Origin of the sequence: Paraburkholderia fungorum (assembly GCF_046027605.1) — a bacterium.
Lineage (GTDB): Bacteria > Pseudomonadota > Gammaproteobacteria > Burkholderiales > Burkholderiaceae > Paraburkholderia > Paraburkholderia fungorum_F.
In genome coordinates, this window is sequence record NZ_JAQQEF010000007.1 from 221,894 (window position 1) to 247,002 (window position 25,109).

Sequence of the window (25,109 nt, forward strand, 5' to 3'; positions counted from 1 at the left end):
CCCCGCGTCGCCGCGGGGGCCTTTCTTGCTCGATAAGGGCGGTACGACTTTACTTCCCACCCACACTTTGCAACGTCGTCCACTTGCCGTCGACAACCTTGTACAGCGTGATGCCGCCGTTCTTCAGGTCGCCCTTGCCGTCGTATGCGAGGTTCGCTGCCGTGACTGCAGGCATCGAGGTCTTCGCGAGTAGCGGCAGGTACTTGGCCGGATCGGTCGAATTAGCCTTCTTCATTGCGTCGAACATGGCCATTGCGCCGTCGTAAGCGTACGGCGAGTACGTTTGCACGTCTTCGTTAAAGCGCTTCTTGTACTTCGCGACGTAGTCCTTGCCGCCCGGCATTTCTTCCAGCGGCAGGCCGGCGAGCGATGCCACCGTGCCGTCCGCTGCGTTGCCCGCGAGCTGGATGAAGGTCGGCGTGTGGACCATTTCGCCACCCATCAGCGGTGCCTTGATGCCCAGTTGCTTCATCTGCTTGACCATCGGTGCCGCTTGCGAATCCGCGCCGCCGTAGTACACCAGATCCGGGTTCGACGACTTCAGCTTCGTCAGGATCGACTTGAAGTCCACCGCCTTGTCGTTCGTGTATTCACGATCGACGATCTGGCCGCCTGCTGCCTTCGCTGCCTTCTCGAACTGATCAGCCAGACCCTGGCCATAAGCCGTGCGGTCGTCGACGATCACGATCTTCTTCATGCCCAGCGTCTTGACTGCGAACGTGCCGGCGACCGAACCTTGCTGCGTGTCGGACGTCATCATGCGGAACGTGGTCTTGAAGCCTTGCTGCGTGTACTCAGGCGCCGTCGCCATGGCGATTTCGGGGATGCCCGCGTTCGCGTAGATGCGCGAAGCCGGAATCGTGGTGCCCGAGTTGAAGTGGCCGAGCATGCCCTTGATGCCGTCATCCACCAGCTTTTGTGCAACGGTCGTACCGGTGCGCGGGTCAGCCTGGTCGTCGGCCGAATCCAGCACGAAGCGAACCTGCTTGCCGCCGATCACCGGCTTGGTCGCGTTCATATCTTCCACAGCCAGCGTGATGCCGTTCTGGAAGTCCTTACCATAGTGAGCCTGTGCGCCCGTCATCGGACCGGCAAAGCCGATCTTCACGTCTTCGGACGATTGAGCGTTGGCCGTCCCCGCCAGCGACATTGCCGCAACCAGTGCTGCGCCTGCCAGCTGTTTCATTTTGTGTTGCATAGCTTCTCCTTGGTACCAGGTGTGGATGGAGCGGTTTTTCGGGGTCGCCGGTACCGCTTCCGTTTTTTTGAAGTAACCGATGAGGTTCGCTCAACCGATCGTCATCAAATTCGCATTACCGCCTGCTGCTGCCGTATTCACACTGACCGAGCGCTCCGTCAACAGACGTTCGAGCGCGTAGTCCTCATCGCCGCTGTCCAGCGCGCGAGCCGCGACGCCCTGCACCGAGACGATCGGCCCCGCGCGTTTCGCGACTTCCTTCACCAGCGCCAGCAGCTCGTCGCTATCGCCTTCGAACAGCACTGCATCGAAGGGCGTATCGGCGCTCTTCTTCACGCTTGCGTGAGACTTCAACGCAGCGGGCAACTGAGACGCCAATTGTTCACCTGCCGCGCCTTCGAACAATGCGCGATTTCCCGTAGCCAGCGCCGCGGCAAACTGCACGCGCGCACCGCTCGCGGTCGAGGCGATACACAGCACCGTGCCGCGCGCGCCGAGCGTGTACGTATTGCGCTCGCCGGTCGGCCCAGACAATACCGCAGTTGCGCCCGCCAACACATGTGACAGATAACCGTCGACGCGGGCGGCCAACACCGGTTGCTGTTCGCCGATCAGCCAGTCGCGGTAAGCAGTCAATGCAGCGGTCGGATTGTCGCTGTTTTCCGACGCTTGCGGCGCATCCACGATCAACGACTGCGCCAGCGACTTCGGCAAACCAGCCGGACGCGTGGCCAGCAGACGCTGCAGATACAGCGCGCCGCCGGCTTTCGGACCCGTGCCCGACAAACCTTCGCCACCGAACGGTTGAACACCCACCACCGCGCCGATCACGTTACGGTTCACATAAATGTTGCCGACGTGCGCGCGGCTGATCACGTGAGCGATCGTTTCGTCGATCCGCGTGTGAATGCCAAGCGTCAGGCCGTAGCCGGTCGTGCGGATCTGTTCGAGCAGCTTGTCGAGCTGGCTGCGGCGGTAACGCACCACATGCAGCACCGGGCCGAACACTTCGCGCTTCAATTCGTCGATGCTGTCGAGTTCAATCAGCGTCGGCGGAACAAACGTGCCTTGTGCGCCGCCTTCCGGCATCGGCAATTGCTCAACCTTGCGGCCTTTCTCGCGCATCGCCGCGACGTGCGCGTCGATGCCGCGCTTCGCGTCGAGGTCGATCACCGGGCCGACGTCGATCGACAGGCGATCCGGATTGCCCACCGACAGCTCGCGCATTGCGCCCGTCAGCATTTCCAGCGTGCGGTCCGCCACATCGTCCTGTAGACAAAGAACGCGCAACGCGGAACACCGTTGACCGGCGGAATCGAACGACGACTGCAGCACGTCCGCGACCACCTGTTCAGCGAGCGCCGACGAGTCGACGATCATCGCATTCTGGCCGCCGGTTTCGGCGATCAGAGGGATCGGCTTGCCTTCCGGATCGAGACGGTTCGACAGCGTCTTGTTGATCAGACGCGCGACTTCGGTCGAGCCGGTGAACATCACCGCGCGAGTGCGCGGATCGGCCACCAGGGAGGCACCAACCGTTTCGCCGTCGCCCGGCAGCAGTTGCACCGCGCCCGCCGGCACGCCGGCTTCGCGCAGGATGCGCACGGCTTGTGCGGCAATCAGTGGCGTTTGTTCGGCCGGCTTTGCGAGCACCGTGTTGCCGGCTGCGAGCGCCGCGGCAACCTGGCCCATGAAAATCGCCAACGGGAAGTTCCACGGGCTGATACAGACCACTGGACCCAGCGGGCGGTGCGTGTCGTTGGAGAACTCGTTGCGGATCTGCGTCGAGTAGTAGCGCAGGAAATCGATCGCTTCACGGATTTCCGCAACCGCGTTCGCCAGCGACTTGCCGGCTTCACGCACCACCAGACCCATCAGCGTGTGCATCTGCGCTTCGAGCAGATCGGCGGCACGGGCGAGACAGTCCGCGCGGGCCTCGACCGGCGTGGCTTGCCAGATCGGCGCCGCAGCGACCGCGTGGGCCAAGGCTGCACTCACGTGTTCCGAGGTTGCTTCCACAACGGTACCGACGAGGTCGCGATGATCGGCCGGGTTACGCACGTCACGTGCGGCGCCTGCGGCGATCTCGTTGTTTTCGAGCATCGGTGCGGCGCGCCACGGATGATGCGCGCTCGCCAGCAACGCCGACGACAACGATGCCAGACGATGCTCGTTCGACAGATCGAGACCCATCGAATTGAGACGCTCGGCGCCAAACAGATTGCGCGGCAGCGGAATCTTCGCGTGCGGCGCGCCGAGCGGGACGATCTTCGAGGCTTCCTCGACCGGGTCGGCGATCAGATCCTTGATCGCGATGTTCTCATCGGCGATGCGGTTCACGAACGACGTGTTCGCGCCGTTTTCCAGCAGGCGGCGCACGAGATACGCGAGCAGCGTTTCATGCGTGCCGACGGGCGCGTACACGCGGCACGGACGATTCAGCTTGTCGCGGCCGGTGACTTCTTCGTACAGCGGTTCGCCCATGCCGTGCAGACACTGGAACTCGTACTGGCCGGGGTAGTAGTTGTTGCCCGCGAGGTGATAGATCGCCGACAGCGTGTGCGCGTTGTGCGTGGCGAACTGCGGATACACCGCGTCCGATGCGCTGAGCAGCTTCTTCGCGCAGGCAAGGTACGAGACGTCTGTGTAGATCTTGCGCGTGTACACCGGATAGCCTTCGAGGCCGTCCACTTGTGCACGCTTGATTTCGGTATCCCAGTACGCGCCCTTCACAAGCCGGACCATGATGCGGTGACGGCTGCGGCGCGCCAGATCGATCAGATACTCGATCACGAACGGGCAGCGCTTCTGGTACGCCTGCACCACAAAACCGATGCCGTTCCAGCCCGCCAGCTCCGGATCAAAGCACAGTGCTTCGAGCAGGTCGAGCGAGATTTCGAGGCGATCGGCTTCTTCAGCGTCGATGTTCAGGCCAATGTCGTAGCGGCGCGCGAGGATCGCCAAAGAGCGCACGCGCGGCAGCAATTCGCTCATCGTGCGTTCCTGCTGCGAACGCGAGTAGCGGGCATGCAGCGCCGACAGCTTGATCGAGATGCCCGGGCCTTCGTAAATGCCGCGGCCGCCGGCGGCTTTGCCGATCGCGTGGATCGCCTGTTCGTACGACGCGTAGTAGCGTTGCGCGTCGGCTTCGGTGGTGGCCGCTTCGCCGAGCATGTCGTACGAGTAGCGGAAACCGCGTGCTTCGTACTTGCGGCTGTTGGCGAGCGCTTCGGAAATGTTCTCGCCGGTGACGAACTGCTCGCCCATCAGGCGCATCGCCATGTCGACGCCCTTGCGAATCAACGGCTCCCCGCCCTTGCCGATCAGACGCGTGAGCGCCGACGACAAACCCGTTTCGCTATTGGTCGTCACCAGCTTGCCGGTGATCATCAGGCCCCACGTCGCGGCGTTGACGAACAGCGAGGGCGCTTGGCCCACGTGCGATTTCCAGTCGCCCTTGCTGATCTTGTCGCGGATCAGCGCATCGCGCGTGGCGCGATCGGGAATGCGCAGCAGCGCTTCGGCGAGGCACATCAGCGCGACGCCTTCCTGGCTCGACAGCGAGAATTCGTGGATCAACCCTTCGACGCCGCCGCCCTTGCTCTTGGTCCGCAGCGTTTCGACCAGCTTGCCGGCCATCGCTTGCACGTCGCCGGCGAGATTGGCCGGCAAACGCGCCTGGCCGAGCAGGAACGGCACACATTCCGGCTCGGGACGCCGGTACGCAGCGGTGATCGCCGCGCGCAGCACCGATTGCGGTTGCACATTCTGTGCGAATTCGAGGAACGGATGCGCGGCGCCGTCTTCCTCCTGCTCCACCGCGGCGCCGTCGGCCAGATCGGCCGAGCCGGTATTGCCCGACAGTTCAGGCGGCAACTGGCCGTGCTCGATTTTTTCGAGGTACGCGAAGATCGCCTGCTTGATCAGCCAGTGCGGAGTACGTTCGAGTCGGGTGGCGGCATCTTTCAGCCGGGAACGCAGGAGGTCGTCAACCTTGACGCCGAGGGTGGTGCTAGCCATGTTTCCTTCTTCGGATACCAGACGATTTCACTGGGGAAAGACTAAAGTTGGGCGAATCGTACGCCTCCAAATAAAAAGGTGCAACCATGCGCCCTGCATGGTTGCACCTTCTTGGAATCCCCATACGGCGGGGGTTTGCGCCGGATCGGGTTGCGCGTCGCGACGGCGGTTGAGATCAGTACTTTCCCTGGCGTGATTCTTTTCGCTTTTACCCTTATCAGATCGTTCGGCGCGCCGTTATACAGAACATGGATGGTCGCGGCCGCAAGGCACGCACATAAAAACGGTACGGGGTTTTGAGGACTGGCGAAATGGAAAAGTGGTTAGTCGTGTTTGGAATCTGGGCGATGTGCGCAACCTGCGCTGTGCTTTTCATCCGTGGCGCGACCAGCGGCCCGGGCAGGAGCATGACTGATGAAAAGCGTGTGCGTCCTGCGTCGCGCGCATCGGCTGGCGACACGCGGGCAGCGTTGAACGATTGAGGGGCCACGCCCGGCGGCTCAGGATCGACATCGAGATGCGGTTCCTCGGCCGACACCGGACGGTGAATGCGCGCCGCTAGGTTCAAAGGCCGCTAGCGATGCGAACGTGCGCGTCAGTGCGGCGGAATCGGCTCGTATTGGGCGCAAACGTCGTCGGGCGAAACGAACTGATCGTGCAGCCGGCATAGCCGGCTGTCCGCCACGCTCGCGCCAAACCCTGAACTGAACACAGCGAGACCCGGAATGCTCTGCTCCAGTGAATGCCGATCCTCGGCGCGATTCCGGCAGCTGGCACAGCGCGGCGCGCACGCGTCTCCGCGTGCGTGGGCCGTGCCTGCCATGCGGACAGCCTCGCTCATTACGAGCCCTGCCCCAAGCTATTCCAGTACGGTGCGAACACGTGCGCGGACAGCGCGTAGCCGATGGCGATATTGACCACCACTCCGGCGGTGAACGCCAGGAACGGCTTCAGGCCGGTGGCCGTGAGCGAACGCAGGCGCGTGGTGAGCCCGATGCTGAGGAAACAGAACGTGAACGCCCACGTGCGCAACGCAGTGATCGGTGCGACGAAATCAGGCGTGACGACCTTGCGATAATCAGCCAGCGAATAGTGGCTGGCAATCCACGTTACCAGCGCCGAGGCGATCACAAAGCCGATCACGAACTTCGGAAAGCGCGCCCAGATTTCCCCGGCATTGGGTTTGGCTTTGACGCCGCTATCTTGCGACTCCCAGCGCGTGGTCGCGACTATCGCCAGCACGAACGCCCAGATACCGATCCAGATATCGCGGCCAACGACCTTCATCAGCGTGAACGCCTGCAGCGATGCCTCGGGGGCGCCCGCAATCACGCCGCCCGCATGCTTCGCGAAGTCGCCGTAGGCTTGAGCGGCGGCAATGCCCGCGGCGTCGGCGAATTCGGACGTACCGATCCACGCACCCGCCACCGCCGTCGAGAGCCCTAGCGAACGCGATGCGAACGGCAACACGAAGATCATCACGATTGCCCACAAGACCACCAACGTGATCGCCACCGACGCCTGCTCCCGCTTCGCCCGCACCGCGCCGGCAATCGCAATCGCGGCCGACACGCCGCACACCGCGCCGCCCACACCGAGCACGGCGGCAAACCGCCGGTCGAGACCAAGCGCCTTGCCGGCAAAGAAGATCACAAAGAACGTGACAAGCGAGACGATGCTGGCCTGCCCCACCGCGACCGGCCCCGCCCACACCAGCAAGGTGAACGGCAGCGTCGCGCCGAGCAGCACGATGCCGACCTTGATGTAAAACTCCACGCGCAGGCCGGCTGAGAACCACTCGGGCAACGTGACAACGTTCGAGATCAGGAGGCCCAGCGCCAGCGCCACCAGCGGCGGCTCGAGGTTGTACTTCGACGCATTGACCCACGCACCCAGCGTAAAGATCAGCGCCGACGCGACGAACAGGACCAGGAACGACGCCAGGAAAGCACCGACCCGCTGCTTCAACGTGGCAAGGCTTACGCCGAACAGCACGGCGAATGCGACGAACAGCGCGAGATAGTTCGGCAGATGCTTGCCGATGTCCTGCGCGGCTTGCTCGACGCTCGACCATCTGGCCGGCGCCACCGCCAACCACTTGATGCTGCTGCCCGAGGCGAACAGCGCCCAGGCAATCACGATCACCAGCAGGCCGACCCAGACGGCCCACCAGTCTTCCGTGGAAAAGAGACCGCCGCCGTGCGCGCTACGGCCGCTGCGCGGTTGGCTGGGCGCGGCGCCGCTCGGCAGTGTCTGGTTGGTATCGCTCATCGCAAATGCCCCGGGGAAAGTTAAGGTGCATCGGCGCGTGATTGTTGAGTTTTGCCTGAATGTGCGCCGATTCGGCGAAATATAGGCGAGCGGCGCCGCAAAGCGAAACGACCATTCGCTCTATGAATATGACTGAAAGGAGTAACGCCGCGCGGGGATGCGGCGACAGGCGTCAGATGTCGAGCGGGTCGACTTCGAGATTCCAGCGCAGGACGCCTTTCAAACCGCGCAGCAGCGGTTGCCACGCGCGCAAAGTGGCCTGCAATGCGCCACGCGACGCGCTCTCGATCAGCAATTGCGCGCGATGCACGTGCATGACCTTGACGATGGTGAGCGGCACAGCGTCATAGACCGTCACGCGCTCGGCGGCCGGAATCTCCGTCAGTGCGGCGGCCGCCTGCTGCAGGAAGGCGAGCGCGGCTTCGAGCGTGCGGCCTTCGGCGCGCAGCAAAGCCTGATAGACGAACGGTGGCAGATGCGCGTCGCGCCGCTCGGCCAGTGTCGAATTGGCAAAGCCGACGTAGTCGTGCCGCCCCAGCGCGTGATACAGCGCGTGGCGCGGATAGCGTGTCTGCACCAGCACGTCGCCCGGCAAACCGGCGCGGCCCGCGCGCCCGCTGACTTGCATCAATTGCGCGAAGAGGCGTTCGCTCGCGCGGAAGTCGTGTGAGAACAACGCCGTGTCGGCGTTCAGCACGCCGACCAGCGACACCCGCTGGAAGTCGTGGCCCTTCGCGATCATCTGCGTGCCGACGAGGATGTCGACCTCGCCGGCGTGGACGTCGGAAAACAGCGCCTGCGCGCTGCCTTTGCGGCGTGTGCTGTCGGCGTCGATGCGCAGCACGCGGGCGCCGGGTACCGCGCTGGCCAGAGTTTCCTCGACGCGTTGCGTGCCGCGTCCCATCGGCGCGATGTCGACATTGCCGCAGTCCGGGCACGAGCGCGGAATGCGCGATTCCCAGCCGCAGTGGTGGCAGCGCAGCGCGCGTTCGGGTTTGTGCAGGACGACGTAAGCGCTGCAGCGTGGACAGCCGGCGACCCAGCCGCAGGCGTCGCAGGCGAGTTGCGGCGCGTAGCCGCGACGGTTCAGGAACACGAGACTTTGCTCGCCACGCTCGAGCCGGGTCTTCAACGCCGCGATCAGCGGTCCGGACAACCCCTCTACCGAGGCCCGCCCGCGCCGCCGCTCCTCTTCCAGATCGATCAGCTTGACGGTCGGCAGCACGGCCTCGGCGACCGCGCGGCGAGAGAGGGTGAGACGCTTATAGCGCCCCTGATCGGCCTGCCACCAGCTTTCCAGCGATGGCGTGGCCGAGCCCAGCACGACCGGCAAACCGAGCTGCTTGGCGCGATAGATCGCCAGATCGCGCGCCGAATAGCGCAGGCCTTCCTGCTGCTTGTAAGCCGGATCGTGCTCCTCGTCGACGACGATGATCGCGAGCTTGGGCAGCGAGGCAAGCACCGCCAACCGCGTGCCGAGCACGATGCGCGCCCGTCCGGTGTGCGCGGCGAACCAGTTGCGGGCGCGTTCGCCTTCCGCGAGACCGCTGTGCAGCGTGACAATCGACGTGCCTTCGAGCGCTGCAAAGCGCGCCCGGAAGGCGGACTCGAACTGCGGCGTCAGATTGATTTCGGGGACGAGGACGAGTGCCTGCGCGTCGGGCTTCGCCGCGAGGATCTCGGCGAGCGCTCGCAGATACACCTCCGTCTTGCCGCTGCCCGTCACGCCGTGCAGCAGGAAGGGCGCGAAGCCGTTTGCGTCGCGGATCGCTTCGACTGCGCTTGCCTGTTCGTCGGTGAGGGTGGGTAGCGTGGGTGCCGGCGTATCCCGCGATGTCGGGTTGGCAAGCACCTCGGCGGCTTCGATCAGTTCCAGCGCAACCCAGCCTTCGGCTTGCCATGCGTCCAGTGTCGCGATGGCTTTGGGATGGAGCGCGCGAGCGTCCGCGGCGCTCAGAAATTCGGCCTCGGCGAGAGCCAGGGCAAGCTTGCGCAACGCGCTGGCTCGCGCCGGCAATGTGTCGGGCAATGCGGCGCGACCCTCCGCCGTCAAGCGGTAACGTTCCGCCGGCGCGAACAGGCGCGACCAGCGCGAAGCATCACGCAGAGCTTGGGGCAAAGCGGGCAGCGCCACTTCCCCGAGGCCGCGTTGATAGTAGTCGGCGGCGAAGGCCGTGAGCGCCAACCATTCGGCCGACACGGGCGGGCAGGCGGTGCAAACCTGATTGACCGCCCGCAAGCGGTTATCGGGCACGTCACTGTGAGCGGTCACTTCGCAGACGAGGCCCACCACGTGCCGCTTGCCGAACGGCACGCTCACCATCATGCCCGGTGCGACACGTTCGGGCGTGTCGCACCGGTAGTCGAACAAAGTCGGCAGCGGATGATCCAGCGCAACGCGAACAAATACCTCACTCACGCGGCGGCACGGGTGGGGTAAATGGATGCAGCACGACGCCACATCACGGTGCACATTGAACAAACGGCGAAGCCGTCGAAGTTAAAGTAAAACTTCAATTTCGGCGCTAAGTTTTGGATTCGGCTGAACAATTGCAATCGGCCCGCTTGCCTGTGGATAACTTTGTTGAGAACTTCACTCAGAAGGGCTGGGAACCGCGCCGCAGCGGCCTTCTGTGGGATTCCGCACATTCTGTCGTAAACCCTTGAAACCCTTGCCAGACAAGGCTTAGATCAAATGCGCCGGCAATGTGCAAGGGTAATGGCACGACGAAAGCTTCTACCGCGCCGCAGCGTGAACAATGTGCATAAGTCAAGTCTTGACTTTCGCGGGATCGCCATCCGACGGCCCATTCACTGCAATGTTTGCCTTAGAGCGAGAGCCCAGCTCGCTGCGCCGCAGCAAAAATGGTAACGATTACGGCGTCAGGTTGGTGCGTGGGCGCCGCTGCGAATCGCGCGGCTATGACGATGGACTTCGTCGACGAGTTCGGCAACATTTTCCGGCGGCGTGAACTGCGAAATACCATGGCCCAGATTGAAAACATGGCCAGGATGATTGCCGAAGCTGTCGAGCACAGCGCGCGCTTCCATGCGGATCGAAGCTGGCGGCGCAAACAGCACGGAAGGATCGATATTGCCCTGGAGTGCCACCTTGCTACCCACACGCTCACGCGCCTTGCCCAGGTTCACGGTCCAGTCGAGACCGACCGCATCCACGCCAATCCCGGCGATCTCATCGAGCCACAATCCACCGCCCTTCGTGAAGGTGATCACCGGTACTTTTTCGCCGTCGTGATCACGTTTCAGCTGGCTCACGACCTGTTGGATGTACTGCAGCGAGAAGCGCTGGTAGGCGCCGTCCGCGAGCGCCCCGCCCCACGTGTCGAAGATCATCACGGCTTGCGCGCCCGCTTCGATCTGCGCATTCAGGTACGCTGCAACCGACTTCGCGTTGACGTCGAGAATACGGTGCATCAGATCCGGGCGCGCGTACAACATTGATTTGACGGTGCGGAAGTCCGCCGAGCCGGCGCCTTCGACCATGTAGCACGCCAGTGTCCAGGGGCTGCCTGAAAAACCGATCAGCGGCACGCGCTGACGGCCTTGCGCGTCGGTGAGCGCGGTACGGATTTCGCGCACGGCGTCGGTCACATAGCGCAATGTGGCGTCGATATCCGGCACCGCGAGGCGTGCCACATCGTCTTCCGTGCGCACCGGCCGGGCGAATTTCGGGCCCTCGCCGGCAACGAACTCGAGACCCAGGCCCATCGCGTCCGGCACCGTCAGGATGTCCGAGAACAGGATCGCGGCGTCGAGCGGATAGCGCTCGAGCGGCTGCAACGTGACTTCCGTTGCGTACGCCGGGTTCTTCGCCAGACCGAGGAAACTGCCCGCGCGACCCCGCGTGGCGTTGTATTCCGGCAGATAACGGCCAGCCTGCCGCATCAGCCAGATCGGCGTGTAGTCGGTCGGCTGGCGCAGTAGCGCGCGCAGGAAGGTATCGTTCAGGAGTTTATGAGCCATGTTGCGTACGACCGAAGGCAAAGGGCCATTTTACCGGACGCGGCTTGCCGCATCGCGCCTGATGTACGCAATAACCGTCGCGCCTCGGTTGCGGTGGCCTTTTTTTGCGGCTGCCCGCGGCGCCATGACTCAGCTGAACGGCCAATGTTCAAGCGCGATTTGCCGGGCTATCATCCGACGGCTTTCCAAACAAACAATTACGCGCAACCAAGGAGACCTGATGAACAAGGCAGCACTCGCATTAGCCGGCATCCTGGCCGGCTTTTTGATGCACACGGGCGTCGCCCATGCCCAGACCAGCACAACCGCCGCGGCGCCCTCGCGGCTTGACGAAATACTTGCGCGCGGCACCCTGCGCGCCTGTACGACCGGCGATTACAAGCCGTACTCGTTCTACAAAGCGGACGGCCAGTTCGAGGGCATCGATATCGACATGACCGAGTCGCTCGCCAAATCGCTCGGCGTAAAGACGGAATTCGTCAAAACATCGTGGTCGAACCTGATGAACGACTTCGTCGCGAAATGCGACATCGGCGTGGGCGGTGTTTCGCCGACGCTCGAGCGCCAGAAGCGTGCGTTTTTCACGCAGGCGTACATGGTGGATGGCAAGACGCCGATCGTTCGGTGCGACGACGTCAACAAATATCAAACCGTGGCGCAGATCGATCAACCGTCGACACGCGTGATCGTCAATCCGGGCGGCACTAACGAGCGTTTCGCCAAGCAGTATTTCCCACATGCGAACTTGACTGTCTATCCGGACAACGTGACGGTCTTCAAGCAGATTCTTGCCGGCAAGGCCGATGTGATGGTGACGGACGCGTCGGAGACCCTGTTGCAGCAAAAACTGAATCCAGGTCTTTGCTCGGTGCATCCGGACAAGCCCTTCCAGTACGGCGAGAAGGCCTGGCTGTTGCCGCGTGGCGACGTGGCGTTTCAGCAGTACGTCGACCAGTGGTTGCACCTTGCGCGAGCGACTGGCGAGTATCAGGCGATCTCGGATAAGTGGCTGAAGTGAAGTGAGGATTGCGGGGTTCGGCGCGAATCGCGCCCGGTCCGGGAAAACATGTGGGGCTGATCGCTCAATAGGTTCACGCGGTCGGCACAATCATGTAACCGGGCCCCAAGGTGTTAAGCAAAACTCGAACAATGCGGTTTGAATAAGGGGCTGATCCAGAGGTCCCCTCCGTATATTTTGTCCGCCCGGCCAAATTGCTGCGACGCAGCATGAGCGTTTGACAGCTAACCGAAGATTTGCTGATGCTCGAAAAGCGCTTGTAACACAGTCGATTCGGTGTGAAAAAGATGATCATGCAACTATTTCATGCGGGATCGACTGAACGGATTACGCCGCAATATGCGTCGCGAATAGCATCAATCAGGCGTATGAAATTGCGCATCAGTCATCGGTAAAAATTGCGCTTAAAACGTTTCCGATTGGCAATAAATCCCTGGGCGCCTTATCTGGCGGGCGTTACAACCTGAAACACTTTGTTACCGCGCTCGTAGGTTAATTCGCCCACAATGCCTTCAACGGTTTCAACACGGATGTGGCTGGGTGCGTGGTGTGAGCGGATACGATGCACTTGCCGGTCGGCGTATGCCGAAGCCCTGTAAAGGGGCATCCCTGCTGGGGCCGTAGTCGGCGCAGGGTCGTCGTCTCAGTCGGTTCCAACTTTGGTCTCCTCGCGCTAACCCCGTAGCGTGTGGTTTTTAGCGGGCTCCAGGCCCGCTTTTTTTTCGTCCGGTCAAACGTTTGCGAGCTTGTTGGCGGATCGATTTCGCAGGTTTTTCAACCGCGCAATTGCCTCCCTCGCGAGCCTCTTCGCTGCAAGCGGTTTTCCCCAAAATGCCGGCCGGCGCCGCGCGAATCTTCGTGCGGCGCCGAACCAGCATGGCCGTCAGGCAGTCTTGTCTTCCTGCACCTTCAATTCGCTGATCATCCGTTCGCGCATGATGAATTTCTGCACTTTGCCGGTCACCGTCATCGGCAATTCGTCAACGAAGCGGATGTACTTCGGTATCTTGTAGTGCGCGATCTGGCCGTGGCAGAACTGCTGAATGTCCTCTCCTGTGGCCTGCTCGCCCGCGCGTAAAACGATCCACGCACACACTTCCTCTCCGTACTTTGCGTCGGGCACGCCGAACACCTGCACGCTCTGGATTTTCGGATGCCGGAATAGAAACTCTTCGATCTCACGCGGGTAGATGTTTTCTCCACCGCGAATCAGCATGTCCTTCAGTCGGCCAACGATGTTGCAGTAGCCCTCGGCATCGAGCGTCGCCAGATCGCCGGTGTGCATCCAGCCGTCGACGATGCTTTCCCGCGTCTTCGCTTCGTCGCCCCAATAGCCTTGCATCACCGAATAACCTTTGGTGCATAGTTCGCCTGTCTCGCCCACCGGCACGATCTCACCGAGCGGATCGACGATCTTCACTTCGAGATGCGGCTGGATGCGGCCAACCGTCGTGGTGCGCTTGTCGAGCGGGTCGGTGGTCGAGCTCTGGAAAGACACCGGGCTCGTTTCCGTCATGCCGTAGGCGATGGTGATCTCGTTTAGATGCATCCTCGAAACGACCTTCTTCATTGTCTCGATCGGGCATGGCGAACCGGCCATGATGCCGGTGCGCAGACGCGAGAAGTCGTAGGTAGCGAAATTCGGATGATCGAGTTCAGCGATGAACATGGTCGGCACCCCGTGCAAAGCCGTGCACTGCTCTTCGGCGACGGCAGCGAGCGTCGCGGCCGGCTCGAAGCCCTCGCCCGGAAACACCATATTCGCGCCGGCCGATACGCACGCCAGCACCGCCAGCACCATGCCGAAGCAGTGATAGAGCGGAACGGGGATGCATAGGCCGTCCTGTTCCGTTAGACGCATCGCCATCGCGATATAGCGCGCGTTGTTGACGACGTTGCTATGGGTCAGCGTTGCGCCTTTCGGATTACCCGTCGTGCCGCTGGTGAACTGGACGTTGATCGGCTCGTGGCAGGACAGGGTCGTACCGATCGCGTCGAGCCTGGCAACGTCGAGTGTCACGCGACCCTGCTCGATCACGTCGGAGAAGCTCAGCATGCCGGGCGTCTCCGTGTCGCACATGCGGATCACGTAACGCAGGTCCGGCAGGCGAGCAGCATGCAGTTCACCCGGGGTTTGCGTCGCCAGCTCCGGCGCGAGCTCCTGCAGCATCTCGAGGTACATCGACGTCTTGAACCGCTCGGCCGCAATGATCGCCTTGCAACCGACCTTGTTCAGCGCATATTCAAGCTCCGCAAGGCGATAGGCTGGATTGATGTTGACCAGCACCGCGCCGATGCGCGCGGTCGCGAACTGCGTAAGCAGCCATTCCACCCGGTTCGGTGACCAGATGCCTACGCGGTCGCCCTTCACAATGCCGAGTGCAAGCAGCCCGGATGCCAGCACATCCACCTCTTCGGCGAACTCCTTCCATGTCCAACGGATGCGTTGCTCACGAAACACCACGGCCGGTCGGTCAGGAAAGCGCTCCGCGGTGTCACGCAAAAACTGCCCGACCGGCGCTTCGCTCAACGGGATCTCGGTGGACCCGCGAACGTACGACAGGTTGTCCTTTGGTTCGATGAGTGCGCCATCGCCTGAAACGTGCGTTGCCATGGTGGTGTCTCCGTGAGCGGAAGCTCGCCCTATTGAATATTGAAATGGATTTGAAATCAATTGTGCCACTGGCGTTCGTCCGAGAGGCATCAAGTGTTACCCGCAGCGCATTGATGGACAGCTGTTGCTGCAAGATGCCGCGGCGAAGTCGCGGCTCTCCTCCTGCGCGCACCTGTGCTCCTCGGTCGCGGCCCGCGAGTTGCGCATCGCAAGCCGTTAGAAGCACGAAAGCGAATTTTTCTTACCTTTCCGTAAACGTCAACTAGCGACCAAAAAAAAGCAGCCACAAAGGCTGCTTTCTCTCTGATACGTGATGCCTAGTTCTGACCGCGCAGCTTGCGCAGACGCTGAATCGCAGCGAGCTGAGCCGTCGCATACGCCAGTTCCGCTTGCGCGGTTGCGTATTCGAGGTTCGAGCCCGTGTTCTGCAGCGCTTCTTCCGCGCGCTTGCGAGCATCTTCGGCTTTGGCTTCGTCCAGATCCTTGCCGCGGATTGCCGTGTCGGCGAGAACCGTCACAGCGCCCGGCTGGATTTCGAGAATGCCGCCGGCGACGAACACGAACTCTTCTTCACCGTTTTCAGCTTCGATGCGCACCGCACCCGGACGAATCCGCGTGATGAGCGGTGTGTGGCCCGGCAAAATGCCGAGTTCACCTGCTTCGCCCGGCAGCGCGACGAACTTCGCCTGGCCCGAGAAGATCTGCTCTTCCGCGCTGACGACGTCTACCTTGATTGTTGCCATAAGTGTCGACTCCTGTGGCGACCAGAGTTGGCGCTTTAGCGCTTACTCTGGTCCCCTGCAAAGCTCGGCGAGAGTTAGCGCTTTAGCGCTTATGTCGACCGGAGTTAGTGCTTTAGCATTTACTTCGGTCCCATGCAGCGCTCGCGCGCCTCGTCCCATGCAAGGCTGGGTTGAGCGTAATGATAGGCGCGATAAGTCACGTGTTGCTTATTCAGCGGCGTGGCTCGCCGCGCCTGATTGCCTACCCCCGACCTTTACTGGATCTTCTTGGCCTTTTCGAAAGCTTCGTCGATCGTGCCGACCATGTAGAACGCTTGTTCCGGCAGGTGGTCGCACTCGCCGTCGACGATCATCTTGAAGCCACGAATCGTTTCCTTCAGCGGCACGTACTTGCCCGGCGAGCCCGTAAACACTTCAGCAACGTGGAACGGCTGCGACAGGAAACGCTGAATCTTACGAGCGCGCGCCACGGCGAGCTTGTCTTCCGGCGCCAGTTCGTCCATGCCCAGAATCGCGATAATGTCGCGCAATTCCTTGTAGCGCTGCAGCGTTTGCTGCACGCCGCGCGTGATTGCGTAGTGCTCTTCGCCGATCACGTTCGGGTCGATCTGACGCGAGGTCGAATCGAGCGGGTCGACTGCCGGGTAAATACCCAGAGAAGCGATGTCACGCGACAACACGACAGTTGCGTCCAGGTGGCCGAAAGTCGTAGCCGGCGACGGGTCGGTCAAGTCATCCGCAGGGACGTACACGGCTTGAACCGACGTGATCGAGCCGGTCTTGGTCGACGTAATACGCTCTTGCAGCTTACCCATTTCTTCAGCCAGCGTAGGCTGATAGCCCACTGCCGACGGCATACGGCCGAGCAGTGCCGACACTTCCGTGCCTGCCAGCGTGAAACGGTAGATGTTGTCGACGAAGAACAGCACGTCGAGACCTTCGTCACGGAAGTGCTCAGCCATCGTCAGACCCGTCAGCGCGACGCGCAGACGGTTGCCCGGCGGCTCGTTCATCTGGCCGTACACCAGCGCGACCTTGTCGAGAACGTTCGAGTCCTTCATTTCGTGATAGAAGTCGTTCCCTTCACGGGTACGCTCGCCAACACCGGCGAACACGGAGTAACCACCGTGTTCCTTGGCGATGTTGTTGATCAGTTCCATCATGTTCACGGTCTTGCCCACACCGGCGCCACCGAACAGGCCAACCTTACCGCCCTTGGCAAACGGGCAGATCAGATCGATAACCTTGATGCCGGTTTCGAGCAGTTCCGTCGACGGCGACAGTTCGTCGAACGCCGGAGCCTTCTGGTGAATACCGCGAACCACGTCCGAGTTGATCGGGCCGGCTTCGTCGATCGGGCGACCCAGCACGTCCATGATCCGGCCGAGGGTCGGCTTGCCAACCGGCACGCTGATCGGCTTGCCGGTGTTCTTCACCGTCGTGCCACGGCGCAGGCCGTCCGATGCACCCAGACAGATGGTACGGACAACGCCGTCGCCCAGCTGCTGCTGGACTTCGAGGGTCAGTTCCGAACCGTCGAGAATGAGCGCGTCGTAAATCTTCGGCATGTGGTCACGCGGGAATTCCACGTCGATCACCGCGCCGATGCACTGTACGATCTTGCCTTCTACCAAAGCAGTAGTACTCATCGCTTTTCCTTTAGATACTCAATTCTTCACTCGCGCAAAGGCGCAGTTTCGATGGGCACGCCTCGTGGGGGTCCGCCCCAAGCGGCAAGCCTGACCGCTAAGATCAGACCGCAGCGGCGCCACCGACGATTTCCGACAGTTCTTTCGTGATCGCGGCCTGACGGCTCTTGTTGTACACGAGCTGCAGTTCGTTGATAACCGTCTTCGCGTTGTCCGAAGCGGCCTTCATTGCGACCATTCGGGCCGACTGCTCCGATGCCATATTTTCCGCGACGGCCTGATAGACCAGCGCTTCGACATAACGCACCAGCAGTTCGTCCACCACTGCCTGTGCATCCGGCTCGTAGATGTAGTCCCACTGCGTGCTCGGCGTCGTGCCGTCTTCGTCCTTGCGCTCGAACTGGTCTGCCGACAGCGGCAACAGCTGCTCGATCACCGGCTCCTGCTTCATCGTGTTGACGAAGCGCGTGTACGCCAGGTACACCGCCGAAACCTTGCCTTCCGAGTACAGGTCGAGCTGCACCTTCACCGCGCCGATCAGCTTTTCCAGATGCGGCGTGTCGCCCAGATGCACGACATTCGACACCACCTTGGCGCGCAGACGATTCAGGAAACCCAGACCCTTGGTGCCGATCGCAGTTGCTTCGATCGTCTTGCCCTGACCTTCCAGTTCCTTGAACTTCTGCAGCGACGCACGCAGCACGTTGGTGTTCATACCGCCGCACAGACCTTTATCGGTCGTGACGAGGATGATGCCAGCCGTCTTCGCGCCTTCGTTCGACACCATGAACGGGTGACGATACTCGGGGTTCGCACGGCTCATGTGTGCAGCGATATCGCGGACCTTGTCGGCATACGGGCGAGCAGCGCGCATGCGCTCCTGAGCGCGGCGCATCTTCGATGCGGCCACCATCTCCATCGCTTTCGTGATCTTGCGCGTGTTTTGCACGCTCTTGATCTTGCCGCGAATTTCCTTCATTCCAGCCATTGCTTGCTCCTTGTCGGCCCGAGTTAGCGCTTCAGCGCTGACTCGGGTCCCATGCAAAGCGATCGAAGCAACGCGGGTTCAGTTGCTTGCGGCCCGCGCCGCTTCAAGGTCCGTTTATGCCTTGCGGATCACTCGCAAATCAATAAGCGCCGGACTTCTTGAAGTCTTTGAGAGCCGTATGCAGCAGGGCTTCGTCGTCCTTCGAGAGTTCCTTGGTATCTTCGATGCGCTTGACCAGGTCAGCGTGGCTCGACTTCAGATATTCGCGCAGGCCTTTTTCGAACGGCAGCACTTGCGCAACTTCCAGATCGTCGAGGTAACCGTTGTTCGCGGCGAACAGAGCGATTGCCAGTTCCCACACTTGCAGCGGTTGATATTGCGGTTGCTTCAGCAATTCCGTCACGCGGCGGCCGCGCTCCAGCTGCTTGCGGGTAGCTTCGTCGAGGTCCGATGCAAACTGTGCGAACGCTGCCAGTTCACGGTACTGCGCCAAGTCGGTACGGATACCGCCCGACAGCTTCTTCACCACCTTGGTTTGAGCCGCACCGCCAACGCGCGACACCGACACACCAGCATTAATTGCCGGGCGGATACCTGCGTTGAAGAGGTCGGTTTCCAGGAAGATCTGGCCGTCGGTAATCGAGATCACGTTCGTCGGGACGAATGCGGTCACGTCGCCTGCTTGCGTTTCAATGACCGGCAGTGCTGTCAGCGAACCGCTCTTGCCCTTCACTTCGCCGTTCGTAAACTTCTCGACGTACTCTTCCGAGACGCGAGCAGCACGCTCCAACAGACGCGAGTGCAGATAGAACACGTCGCCCGGATAAGCTTCACGACCCGGCGGACGGCGCAGCAGCAGCGAGATCTGACGGTATGCCCAAGCTTGCTTGGTCAAATCGTCATAAACGATCAGCGCATCTTGACCACGATCGCGGAAGTATTCGCCCATCGTGCAGCCGGCGTACGGTGCGAGGTATTGCATCGCAGCCGATTCCGAAGCCGATGCGGCCACGACGATTGTGTATTCCAGCGCGCCGGTTTCTTCCAGCTTGCGCACCACGTTCATGATCGACGAAGCCTTCTGGCCGATCGCGACGTAAATACAGAAGAGATTCTTGCCCTTCTGGTTGATGATCGCGTCGACTGCGACTGCGGTCTTGCCGCACTGGCGGTCGCCGATGATCAGCTCACGCTGGCCACGGCCAACCGGCACCATCGCGTCGATCGACTTCAGACCAGTTTGAACCGGCTCAGAAACCGACTTACGCCAGATCACGCCCGGAGCAATCTTTTCGATTGCGTCGGTTTTCTTCGCGTTGACCGGGCCCTTGCCGTCGATCGGGTTGCCGAGTGCATCGACCACGCGGCCGAGCAGTTCCGGACCCACCGGCACTTCGAGAATGCGGCCCGTCGTCTTGACGATGTCGCCTTCCGAAATGTGTTCGTACTCACCCAGAATCACGGCGCCGACCGAGTCGCGCTCGAGGTTCAGTGCGAGACCGAAGGTGTTGCCCGGGAATTCGAGCATTTCGCCCTGCATCACTTCCGACAGGCCGTGGATACGCACGATACCGTCGGTCACGGAGATCACGGTGCCCTGGTTGCGAACGTCTGCGCTCGCTTCAAGGCCCTGGATCCGGCTCTTGATCAGCTCGCTGATCTCAGAGGGATTGAGTTGCATTATTCGCTCCTGATAGTCAATTCTGTTGCGTGCCAGCCGCTGAAGCGCCTCGGGCGCTTCAGGCCGTCAGAGCCGTCTGCATGCTGGCAAGCCGCGCGCGGACCGAGGTATCGAGCACTTCGTCGCCAACCGTCACGCGCACGCCGCCGATGAGCGACGAGTCGACTTCGACCGTCGGCTTCAGCTTGCGCTTGAATTTGCGTTCGAGACTTGCGACGAGTTCGTTCAACTGCGCGCCTTCGAGCGGGAATGCGCTGACGATCAGCACATCTGCCGCCCCTTCGCGGGCGTTCTTCAACTCTTCAAACTGCACAGCGATTTCCGGCAGCAATTGCAGGCGATGGTTATCGACCAGCATTTGCACCAGATTCTTCGCTTGCGCGTTGTCCTTGAGCGGCGACTTGACCGCGGCCAGCAGCAGTTCGCTGACCTGGGCGCGGCTTACTTTCGGGCTCGAGGCAATCGACAGCACTTCGGGCAGACGCGCAACCTGTGCCAGCTCCTGCACGAGCGTGGACCAGGCGGCGATGTCACCAGCTTCGGCCACACCAAACAGCGCTTCTGCGTACGGACGGGCGATGGTTGCAAGTTCGGCCATGATCAGAGCTCGGCTTTCAGTTGATTCAGCAGGTCAGCGTGAGCTGCCTGGTCGACTTCGCGCTTCAGGATCTGTTCAGCGCCCTTCACGGCGAGTGCAGCGACTTCGCCGCGCAGCGTTTCGCGCGCTTTCACGACTTGCTGGTCCGCGTCGGCCTTCGCTTGCGCGATGATGCGAGCGGCTTCTGCGTGTGCTTGAGCCTTGATTTCGTCAGCGACTGTCACAGCGCGCTTTTCTGCGTCAGCAATACGTTGCTGACCGTCGTTGCGTGCCTGAGCGAGTTCCTGGTCGACGCGCTTGTGAGCGGCTTCGAGTTCAGCCTTACCCTTTTCAGCCGCAGACAAACCGTCAGCAATCTTCTTCGAGCGCTCGTCGAGGGCGTTGATCAACGGCGGCCACACGAACTTCATCGTGAACCACGCGAGGATCAGGAACACGACCATTTGCGCAAACAGGGTTGCGTTGAGATTCACGGTGTTTCCTTAAACGTTGCTAGTTCGGAAAGTGAAACGGCAAGGCGCTCATCGATTCTGTATTCGATCAGCGCCCAAGTGCCCGTTCCGCCCTGCGCCTTTACCAGTTATAGCTCAGGCGCAAACTTCCGAGGAACCTCAGCCTGCCAGCTTCGACAGCAGCGGGTTCGCGAACGCGAACAGCATTGCCACACCAACGCCAATCAGGAACGCCGCATCGATCAGACCAGCCAGCAGGAACATCTTGGTTTGCAGCGGGTTCATCAGTTCCGGCTGACGAGCACATGCTTCGATGTACTTGCCACCCATCAGGCCGATACCGATACAGGCGCCGATTGCACCCAGGCCGATGATGATGCCGATACCGATGGCGGTCAGACCCTGGATGTTGGCGATGAAAGCTTGCATGATCACTCCTTTGTGAAAAGTCTTTTAGAACTGGTTGGAACTGGGATTTAATAAAACAAAACTAAAACAATTCGTCGTTCGACACGCCGTGATTAGTGGCTGTCGTGTGCCTGTCCGATGTACACCAGCGTCAGCATCATGAAAATGAACGCTTGCAGCAGAACGATCAGGATGTGGAAGATCGCCCAGACCGTACCTGCGATGACGTGGCCGATAAAGCCGAGCACTGACGCGTCCGCGCCGAAACCCCACATGCTGCCGAGGAGAGCAATCAGCAGGAACAACAGCTCACCCGCGTACATGTTGCCGAACAGCCGCATGCCGAGCGAAACCGTCTTTGCGACGAACTCGATGATGTTCAATGCAAGGTTCGGGATCCACAGCAGCGGATGCGCGCCGAACGGAGCCGACAGCAGTTCATGCACGAAGCCGCCTGCGCCCTTGATCTTGAAGTTGTAGTAAATCATCAGCGCGAACACGCCGAGTGCAATGCCGAGCGTGCCGTTCAGGTCGGCGGTCGGCACGATGCGATGATGGGGGATGGCTTGCGAGAGGCCCAGCCAGCCGATCACGCGGCCCGGCAGATCGACGGGGATGAAGTCGAGCGAATTCATCAACGCGACCCAGACGAACACGGTTAGTGCCAGCGGTGCGATGAAGGTGCGCGAGCCGTGGATCATCGACTTCGATTGATCTTCGACCATCTCGACCAGCATTTCGATCGCGCACTGGAAACGACCCGGCACGCCGGATGTCGCCTTGCGAGCGGCCAGATGGAGGATGGCGATCGTGGCCAGACCGCAAACGATCGACCAGAAAAGGGTGTCCAGATTCCACACATGGATGTCGAAAATCGACGTCTGGTGCGCGGTGGAAAAGTTCTGCAAGTGGTGCGCGATGTACTCGGACGGATCCAGAGCGCGCGTGCCTTCGCTAGCTGCCATATCGTTAATGCCACCCAAATTGTCGAAAATCGTCTTAGGCCGTTCCCGCCGCAATTCTCTATTGCGGGAACACGCCGGGTGCGGATCGTGTCATATCCGCACTCCTTATGCCAGCGCTGCGCGCCGGCCTGAATTTTGTGTTGCTATTCTCTGCTACTACCTTAGCGCCACGCGAGGGCGATCCAGTAAGTCTTGAGCGCGATGAGGTAAGTCACGAGCAGCGGCACCCAGCGTACGTCGTGATACCAGAAAGCGATGGCTACAAACATCGCGATCGTTGCCCCCATCTTGAGCGCTTCGCCGATCATCCAGCTCATCACTGTTTCGGCGCCACTCAGCGTTCTAAGGCGTGCCGCGAACAACGCGCCCGGTACCCAGCAAATCGCCCCTCCCAGGAACGCGGACAGCGCAGCAGCGCCCGGCGGCTTATAGAACAGCCACCACACCAGCGTAGCACCCAGGGACAAAGCCATTTGCGCCGCCACGACCTTGAAAGGCGTGACGCGCGATGGACGACTCACGTTCGGACCAAACAGCTTTTCAGCCTCAGCCCGCGTGAGCGGAACGATATTGTTATCTTGTTGCTCGACATCCCACGCATCGTCAGTTGTAACGTGCTGACCGGTGGACGCATCGGAAATGGTGCGTTCAGCGCGGTGGTCGTCACGCCCATTCTTCGGCGCTTGATTCGACGTTTTAACCGCCATCGCAGTGTTCCGAAAGTCTTGTTCCAGCCCGCGAGCTTACGCTGCGCTTACGGGGTTGCCGTGCAATTAAATCCGGGCGATTGTAAGCGATAGTTGCAGGCAATTCAAGACTTTAGGCCGTTCAATAACCAGCATGAAAACGGCCTTCACCATGCGGGAATCCGATTTCGGCCGCCCTGTACACGGCAAATGTAAGGTGGCAGGGGAAAGGCAAAACATGGCCATTGAATCAGGTCGGTTGAAGCGTGTGAATGCGTCGTTTCGACGCTGTTACGGACGTCTCAAAAATGCAACAGACGATGGTTTTTGCCAGCTTTGGTGGACATGGAGCGCTGCACCGGGTAAGTGCGAGACGGTGAATATGGCTGCGGCCTTTCCGTGGCTAACAGCAGCGTGGAACGCCGCACTCAGAACCGAGCGATCGACGCAGCGGGGACCAGGGGCCGATCGTTTCGTGTCGAAGCCTGCCGCCCTACCGCGCTAACGGCTCCGCCCACAGGCCGCGCACGGATTTCTACCGCCAGGTCCTGACGGGCGAAAGGCGGCGGAACTGGAACTCGTCGAGGCAGCGCAGCGGTTGATCTCAGCCCTGCCGGCTGCCCCATCCAAGTGGCCATCAAATCGCCGAGCAACTCGGCCACGTCCGTCTGCATCAGCGCAAAATATCAGCGCACAACAATACATCGTATTCCTGATTACTTACCGCAGCGCATAGTTAGGAATCCACGTGATACGCGATCGGGTTTCGACTAATTGGAGAGACCGTAAACCGAGCCATGCTTGCGGCAGCTGCGACCGTTGCACGATCGCCATCGTGCCTGAAACACACGAGGCACGCTAAACAGCTTGCGAGCGAGTTCGAAACTCGGCCAACCCTCAAGCATGTTCGACATCCCTCGCGTTCAATCCGCCACGATCAGGCGGTAGTGGCGTTACCCCGTAACCGGACAAGAATACCTTCCAATGCGTCCAGATCGCCGAAGTCCACCAGCACCTGGCCGCGGCCGCGCCGGCCGAGCTTGATCTTTACCGTTGCGGCAAGCAGATCGGATAACTCCTCTTCGAGCCGTCGTGTGTCGCGGCCGCCGTCCTGATTCGCACGCGCCTTCACTGCGGGCGCAACCTTGGTGGTCGCCGTCACCAGCTTTTCCGTCTCGCGTACTGACATACGCTTGTTGACGACCTGGTTGGCCAGCGTAATCTGCGTTGCGGCGTCGACGGCCAGCAGCGCACGCGCATGCCCCATATCGAGATCACCGGCCAGCAACATCGTTTGCACCGGCGCCGCCAGGTTGAGCAAACGCAACAGATTCGACACCGCGCTGCGCGAGCGGCCCACCGATTCAGCCGCCTGCTCGTGTGTGAAATTGAACTCGTCGAGCAAGCGCTGAATGCCCTGCGCTTCTTCCAGCGGATTCAGATCTTCACGCTGAATATTCTCGATCAGCGCCATGGCCGCGGCGGCTTGGTCCGGCACGTCCTTTACCAGCACCGGCACCTCGTTGAGACCGGCAATGCGTGCAGCGCGGAAACGCCGCTCGCCGGCGATAATCTCATACTTATCCGCCGAAACCGGCCGCACCAAGATCGGCTGCATGAGCCCCTGGGCACGAATGCTGGCCGCCAATTCCTGTAACGCACCTTCGTCCATGCGCGTGCGAGGCTGGTACTTGCCGGCCTGCAGTTTGCTGAGCGGCAGTACGTTCGGCGCCCCCTCGATCACTGCGGCCTCGGTAATATCAGCACTGCCACCCAGCAATGCTTCCAGACCGCGGCCCAAGCCCTTCTTTCTTGCTACTGCATTCATCGTGCT

General features: G+C 61.2%; 18 protein-coding genes. 1 reads left to right on the forward strand and 17 read right to left on the reverse strand.

Features of this window, described 5'->3' with window-relative positions:
- Positions 1 to 49: 49 nt before the first annotated feature.
- The 6 genes from PQR53_RS14565 to hemE all read right to left on the reverse strand — a co-directional run bounded on the left by PQR53_RS14565 (position 50) and on the right by hemE (position 11,473).
- The gene (locus tag PQR53_RS14565) at positions 50 to 1,198 is read right to left on the reverse strand and encodes a branched-chain amino acid ABC transporter substrate-binding protein (protein WP_408454782.1); all 1,149 of its coding nucleotides are present in this window, start codon (positions 1,196 to 1,198) and stop codon (positions 50 to 52) included.
- A gap of 90 nt (positions 1,199 to 1,288) precedes the next feature.
- Positions 1,289 to 5,218 carry a trifunctional transcriptional regulator/proline dehydrogenase/L-glutamate gamma-semialdehyde dehydrogenase gene (gene putA / locus PQR53_RS14570; RefSeq protein ID WP_408454785.1) on the reverse strand — a complete coding sequence of 1,310 codons (3,930 nt, stop codon included), beginning with the start codon at positions 5,216 to 5,218 and terminating at the stop codon, positions 1,289 to 1,291.
- Positions 5,219 to 5,813: 595 nt separating this feature from the next.
- Positions 5,814 to 6,059, reverse strand: coding sequence for a hypothetical protein (locus PQR53_RS14575; protein ID WP_408454788.1), 246 nt, complete (start codon positions 6,057 to 6,059; stop codon positions 5,814 to 5,816).
- Complete coding sequence (locus PQR53_RS14580; RefSeq protein WP_408454791.1) at positions 6,059 to 7,489, reverse strand: YeiH family protein; 1,431 nt, start codon at positions 7,487 to 7,489, stop codon at positions 6,059 to 6,061. Before PQR53_RS14580 ends, PQR53_RS14575 begins: the two co-directional genes overlap by 1 nt.
- A 172-nt stretch (positions 7,490 to 7,661) precedes the next feature.
- On the reverse strand, positions 7,662 to 9,908 hold the full coding sequence (locus PQR53_RS14585) for a primosomal protein N' (RefSeq protein ID WP_408454794.1): 2,247 nt from the start codon (positions 9,906 to 9,908) through the stop codon (positions 7,662 to 7,664).
- 464 nt (positions 9,909 to 10,372) lie between these two features.
- Positions 10,373 to 11,473: a uroporphyrinogen decarboxylase gene (hemE, locus tag PQR53_RS14590; protein ID WP_408454797.1), complete on the reverse strand. Its 1,101-nt coding sequence runs from the start codon at positions 11,471 to 11,473 to the stop codon at positions 10,373 to 10,375.
- A 220-nt stretch (positions 11,474 to 11,693) separates the two neighbouring features.
- Between hemE and PQR53_RS14595 the strand changes: the two genes are divergently transcribed.
- Entirely contained in the window at positions 11,694 to 12,491 is a 798-nt protein-coding gene (locus tag PQR53_RS14595) for a transporter substrate-binding domain-containing protein (protein ID WP_408454800.1), read from the forward strand.
- Between the two features lie 883 nt (positions 12,492 to 13,374).
- Here PQR53_RS14595 and PQR53_RS14600 read toward each other — a convergent pair.
- The 11 genes from PQR53_RS14600 to PQR53_RS14650 all read right to left on the reverse strand — a co-directional run bounded on the left by PQR53_RS14600 (position 13,375) and on the right by PQR53_RS14650 (position 25,103).
- Positions 13,375 to 15,105 carry an AMP-binding protein gene (locus tag PQR53_RS14600; protein ID WP_408454803.1) on the reverse strand — a complete coding sequence of 577 codons (1,731 nt, stop codon included), beginning with the start codon at positions 15,103 to 15,105 and terminating at the stop codon, positions 13,375 to 13,377.
- Between the two features lie 317 nt (positions 15,106 to 15,422).
- Positions 15,423 to 15,848 (reverse strand): F0F1 ATP synthase subunit epsilon, encoded by a 426-nt coding sequence (locus PQR53_RS14605; RefSeq protein WP_012434800.1) that lies wholly within the window; start codon positions 15,846 to 15,848, stop codon positions 15,423 to 15,425.
- A 254-nt stretch (positions 15,849 to 16,102) separates the two neighbouring features.
- Positions 16,103 to 17,497, reverse strand: coding sequence for a F0F1 ATP synthase subunit beta (gene atpD / locus PQR53_RS14610; RefSeq protein WP_120346436.1), 1,395 nt, complete (start codon positions 17,495 to 17,497; stop codon positions 16,103 to 16,105).
- Positions 17,498 to 17,600: 103 nt separating this feature from the next.
- Positions 17,601 to 18,485 carry a F0F1 ATP synthase subunit gamma gene (atpG, locus tag PQR53_RS14615; protein WP_115781412.1) on the reverse strand — a complete coding sequence of 295 codons (885 nt, stop codon included), beginning with the start codon at positions 18,483 to 18,485 and terminating at the stop codon, positions 17,601 to 17,603.
- Positions 18,486 to 18,624: 139 nt separating this feature from the next.
- Positions 18,625 to 20,166, reverse strand: a complete 1,542-nt coding sequence (gene atpA, locus PQR53_RS14620) for a F0F1 ATP synthase subunit alpha (RefSeq protein WP_408239270.1) — start codon at positions 20,164 to 20,166, stop codon at positions 18,625 to 18,627.
- 58 nt (positions 20,167 to 20,224) lie between these two features.
- Positions 20,225 to 20,764, reverse strand: a complete 540-nt coding sequence (locus PQR53_RS14625; RefSeq protein WP_120346434.1) for a F0F1 ATP synthase subunit delta — start codon at positions 20,762 to 20,764, stop codon at positions 20,225 to 20,227.
- A gap of 2 nt (positions 20,765 to 20,766) precedes the next feature.
- Positions 20,767 to 21,237, reverse strand: a complete 471-nt coding sequence (locus tag PQR53_RS14630) for a F0F1 ATP synthase subunit B (RefSeq protein WP_105510156.1) — start codon at positions 21,235 to 21,237, stop codon at positions 20,767 to 20,769.
- A gap of 138 nt (positions 21,238 to 21,375) precedes the next feature.
- Positions 21,376 to 21,645 carry a F0F1 ATP synthase subunit C gene (gene atpE, locus PQR53_RS14635; protein ID WP_007180033.1) on the reverse strand — a complete coding sequence of 90 codons (270 nt, stop codon included), beginning with the start codon at positions 21,643 to 21,645 and terminating at the stop codon, positions 21,376 to 21,378.
- Positions 21,646 to 21,737: 92 nt separating this feature from the next.
- Positions 21,738 to 22,589 carry a F0F1 ATP synthase subunit A gene (gene atpB, locus PQR53_RS14640; protein WP_408454808.1) on the reverse strand — a complete coding sequence of 284 codons (852 nt, stop codon included), beginning with the start codon at positions 22,587 to 22,589 and terminating at the stop codon, positions 21,738 to 21,740.
- A gap of 161 nt (positions 22,590 to 22,750) precedes the next feature.
- The gene (locus tag PQR53_RS14645) at positions 22,751 to 23,296 is read right to left on the reverse strand and encodes an ATP synthase subunit I (protein WP_408454811.1); all 546 of its coding nucleotides are present in this window, start codon (positions 23,294 to 23,296) and stop codon (positions 22,751 to 22,753) included.
- A gap of 916 nt (positions 23,297 to 24,212) precedes the next feature.
- The gene (locus tag PQR53_RS14650; RefSeq protein ID WP_323047233.1) at positions 24,213 to 25,103 is read right to left on the reverse strand and encodes a ParB/RepB/Spo0J family partition protein; all 891 of its coding nucleotides are present in this window, start codon (positions 25,101 to 25,103) and stop codon (positions 24,213 to 24,215) included.
- Positions 25,104 to 25,109 lie beyond the last annotated feature (6 nt).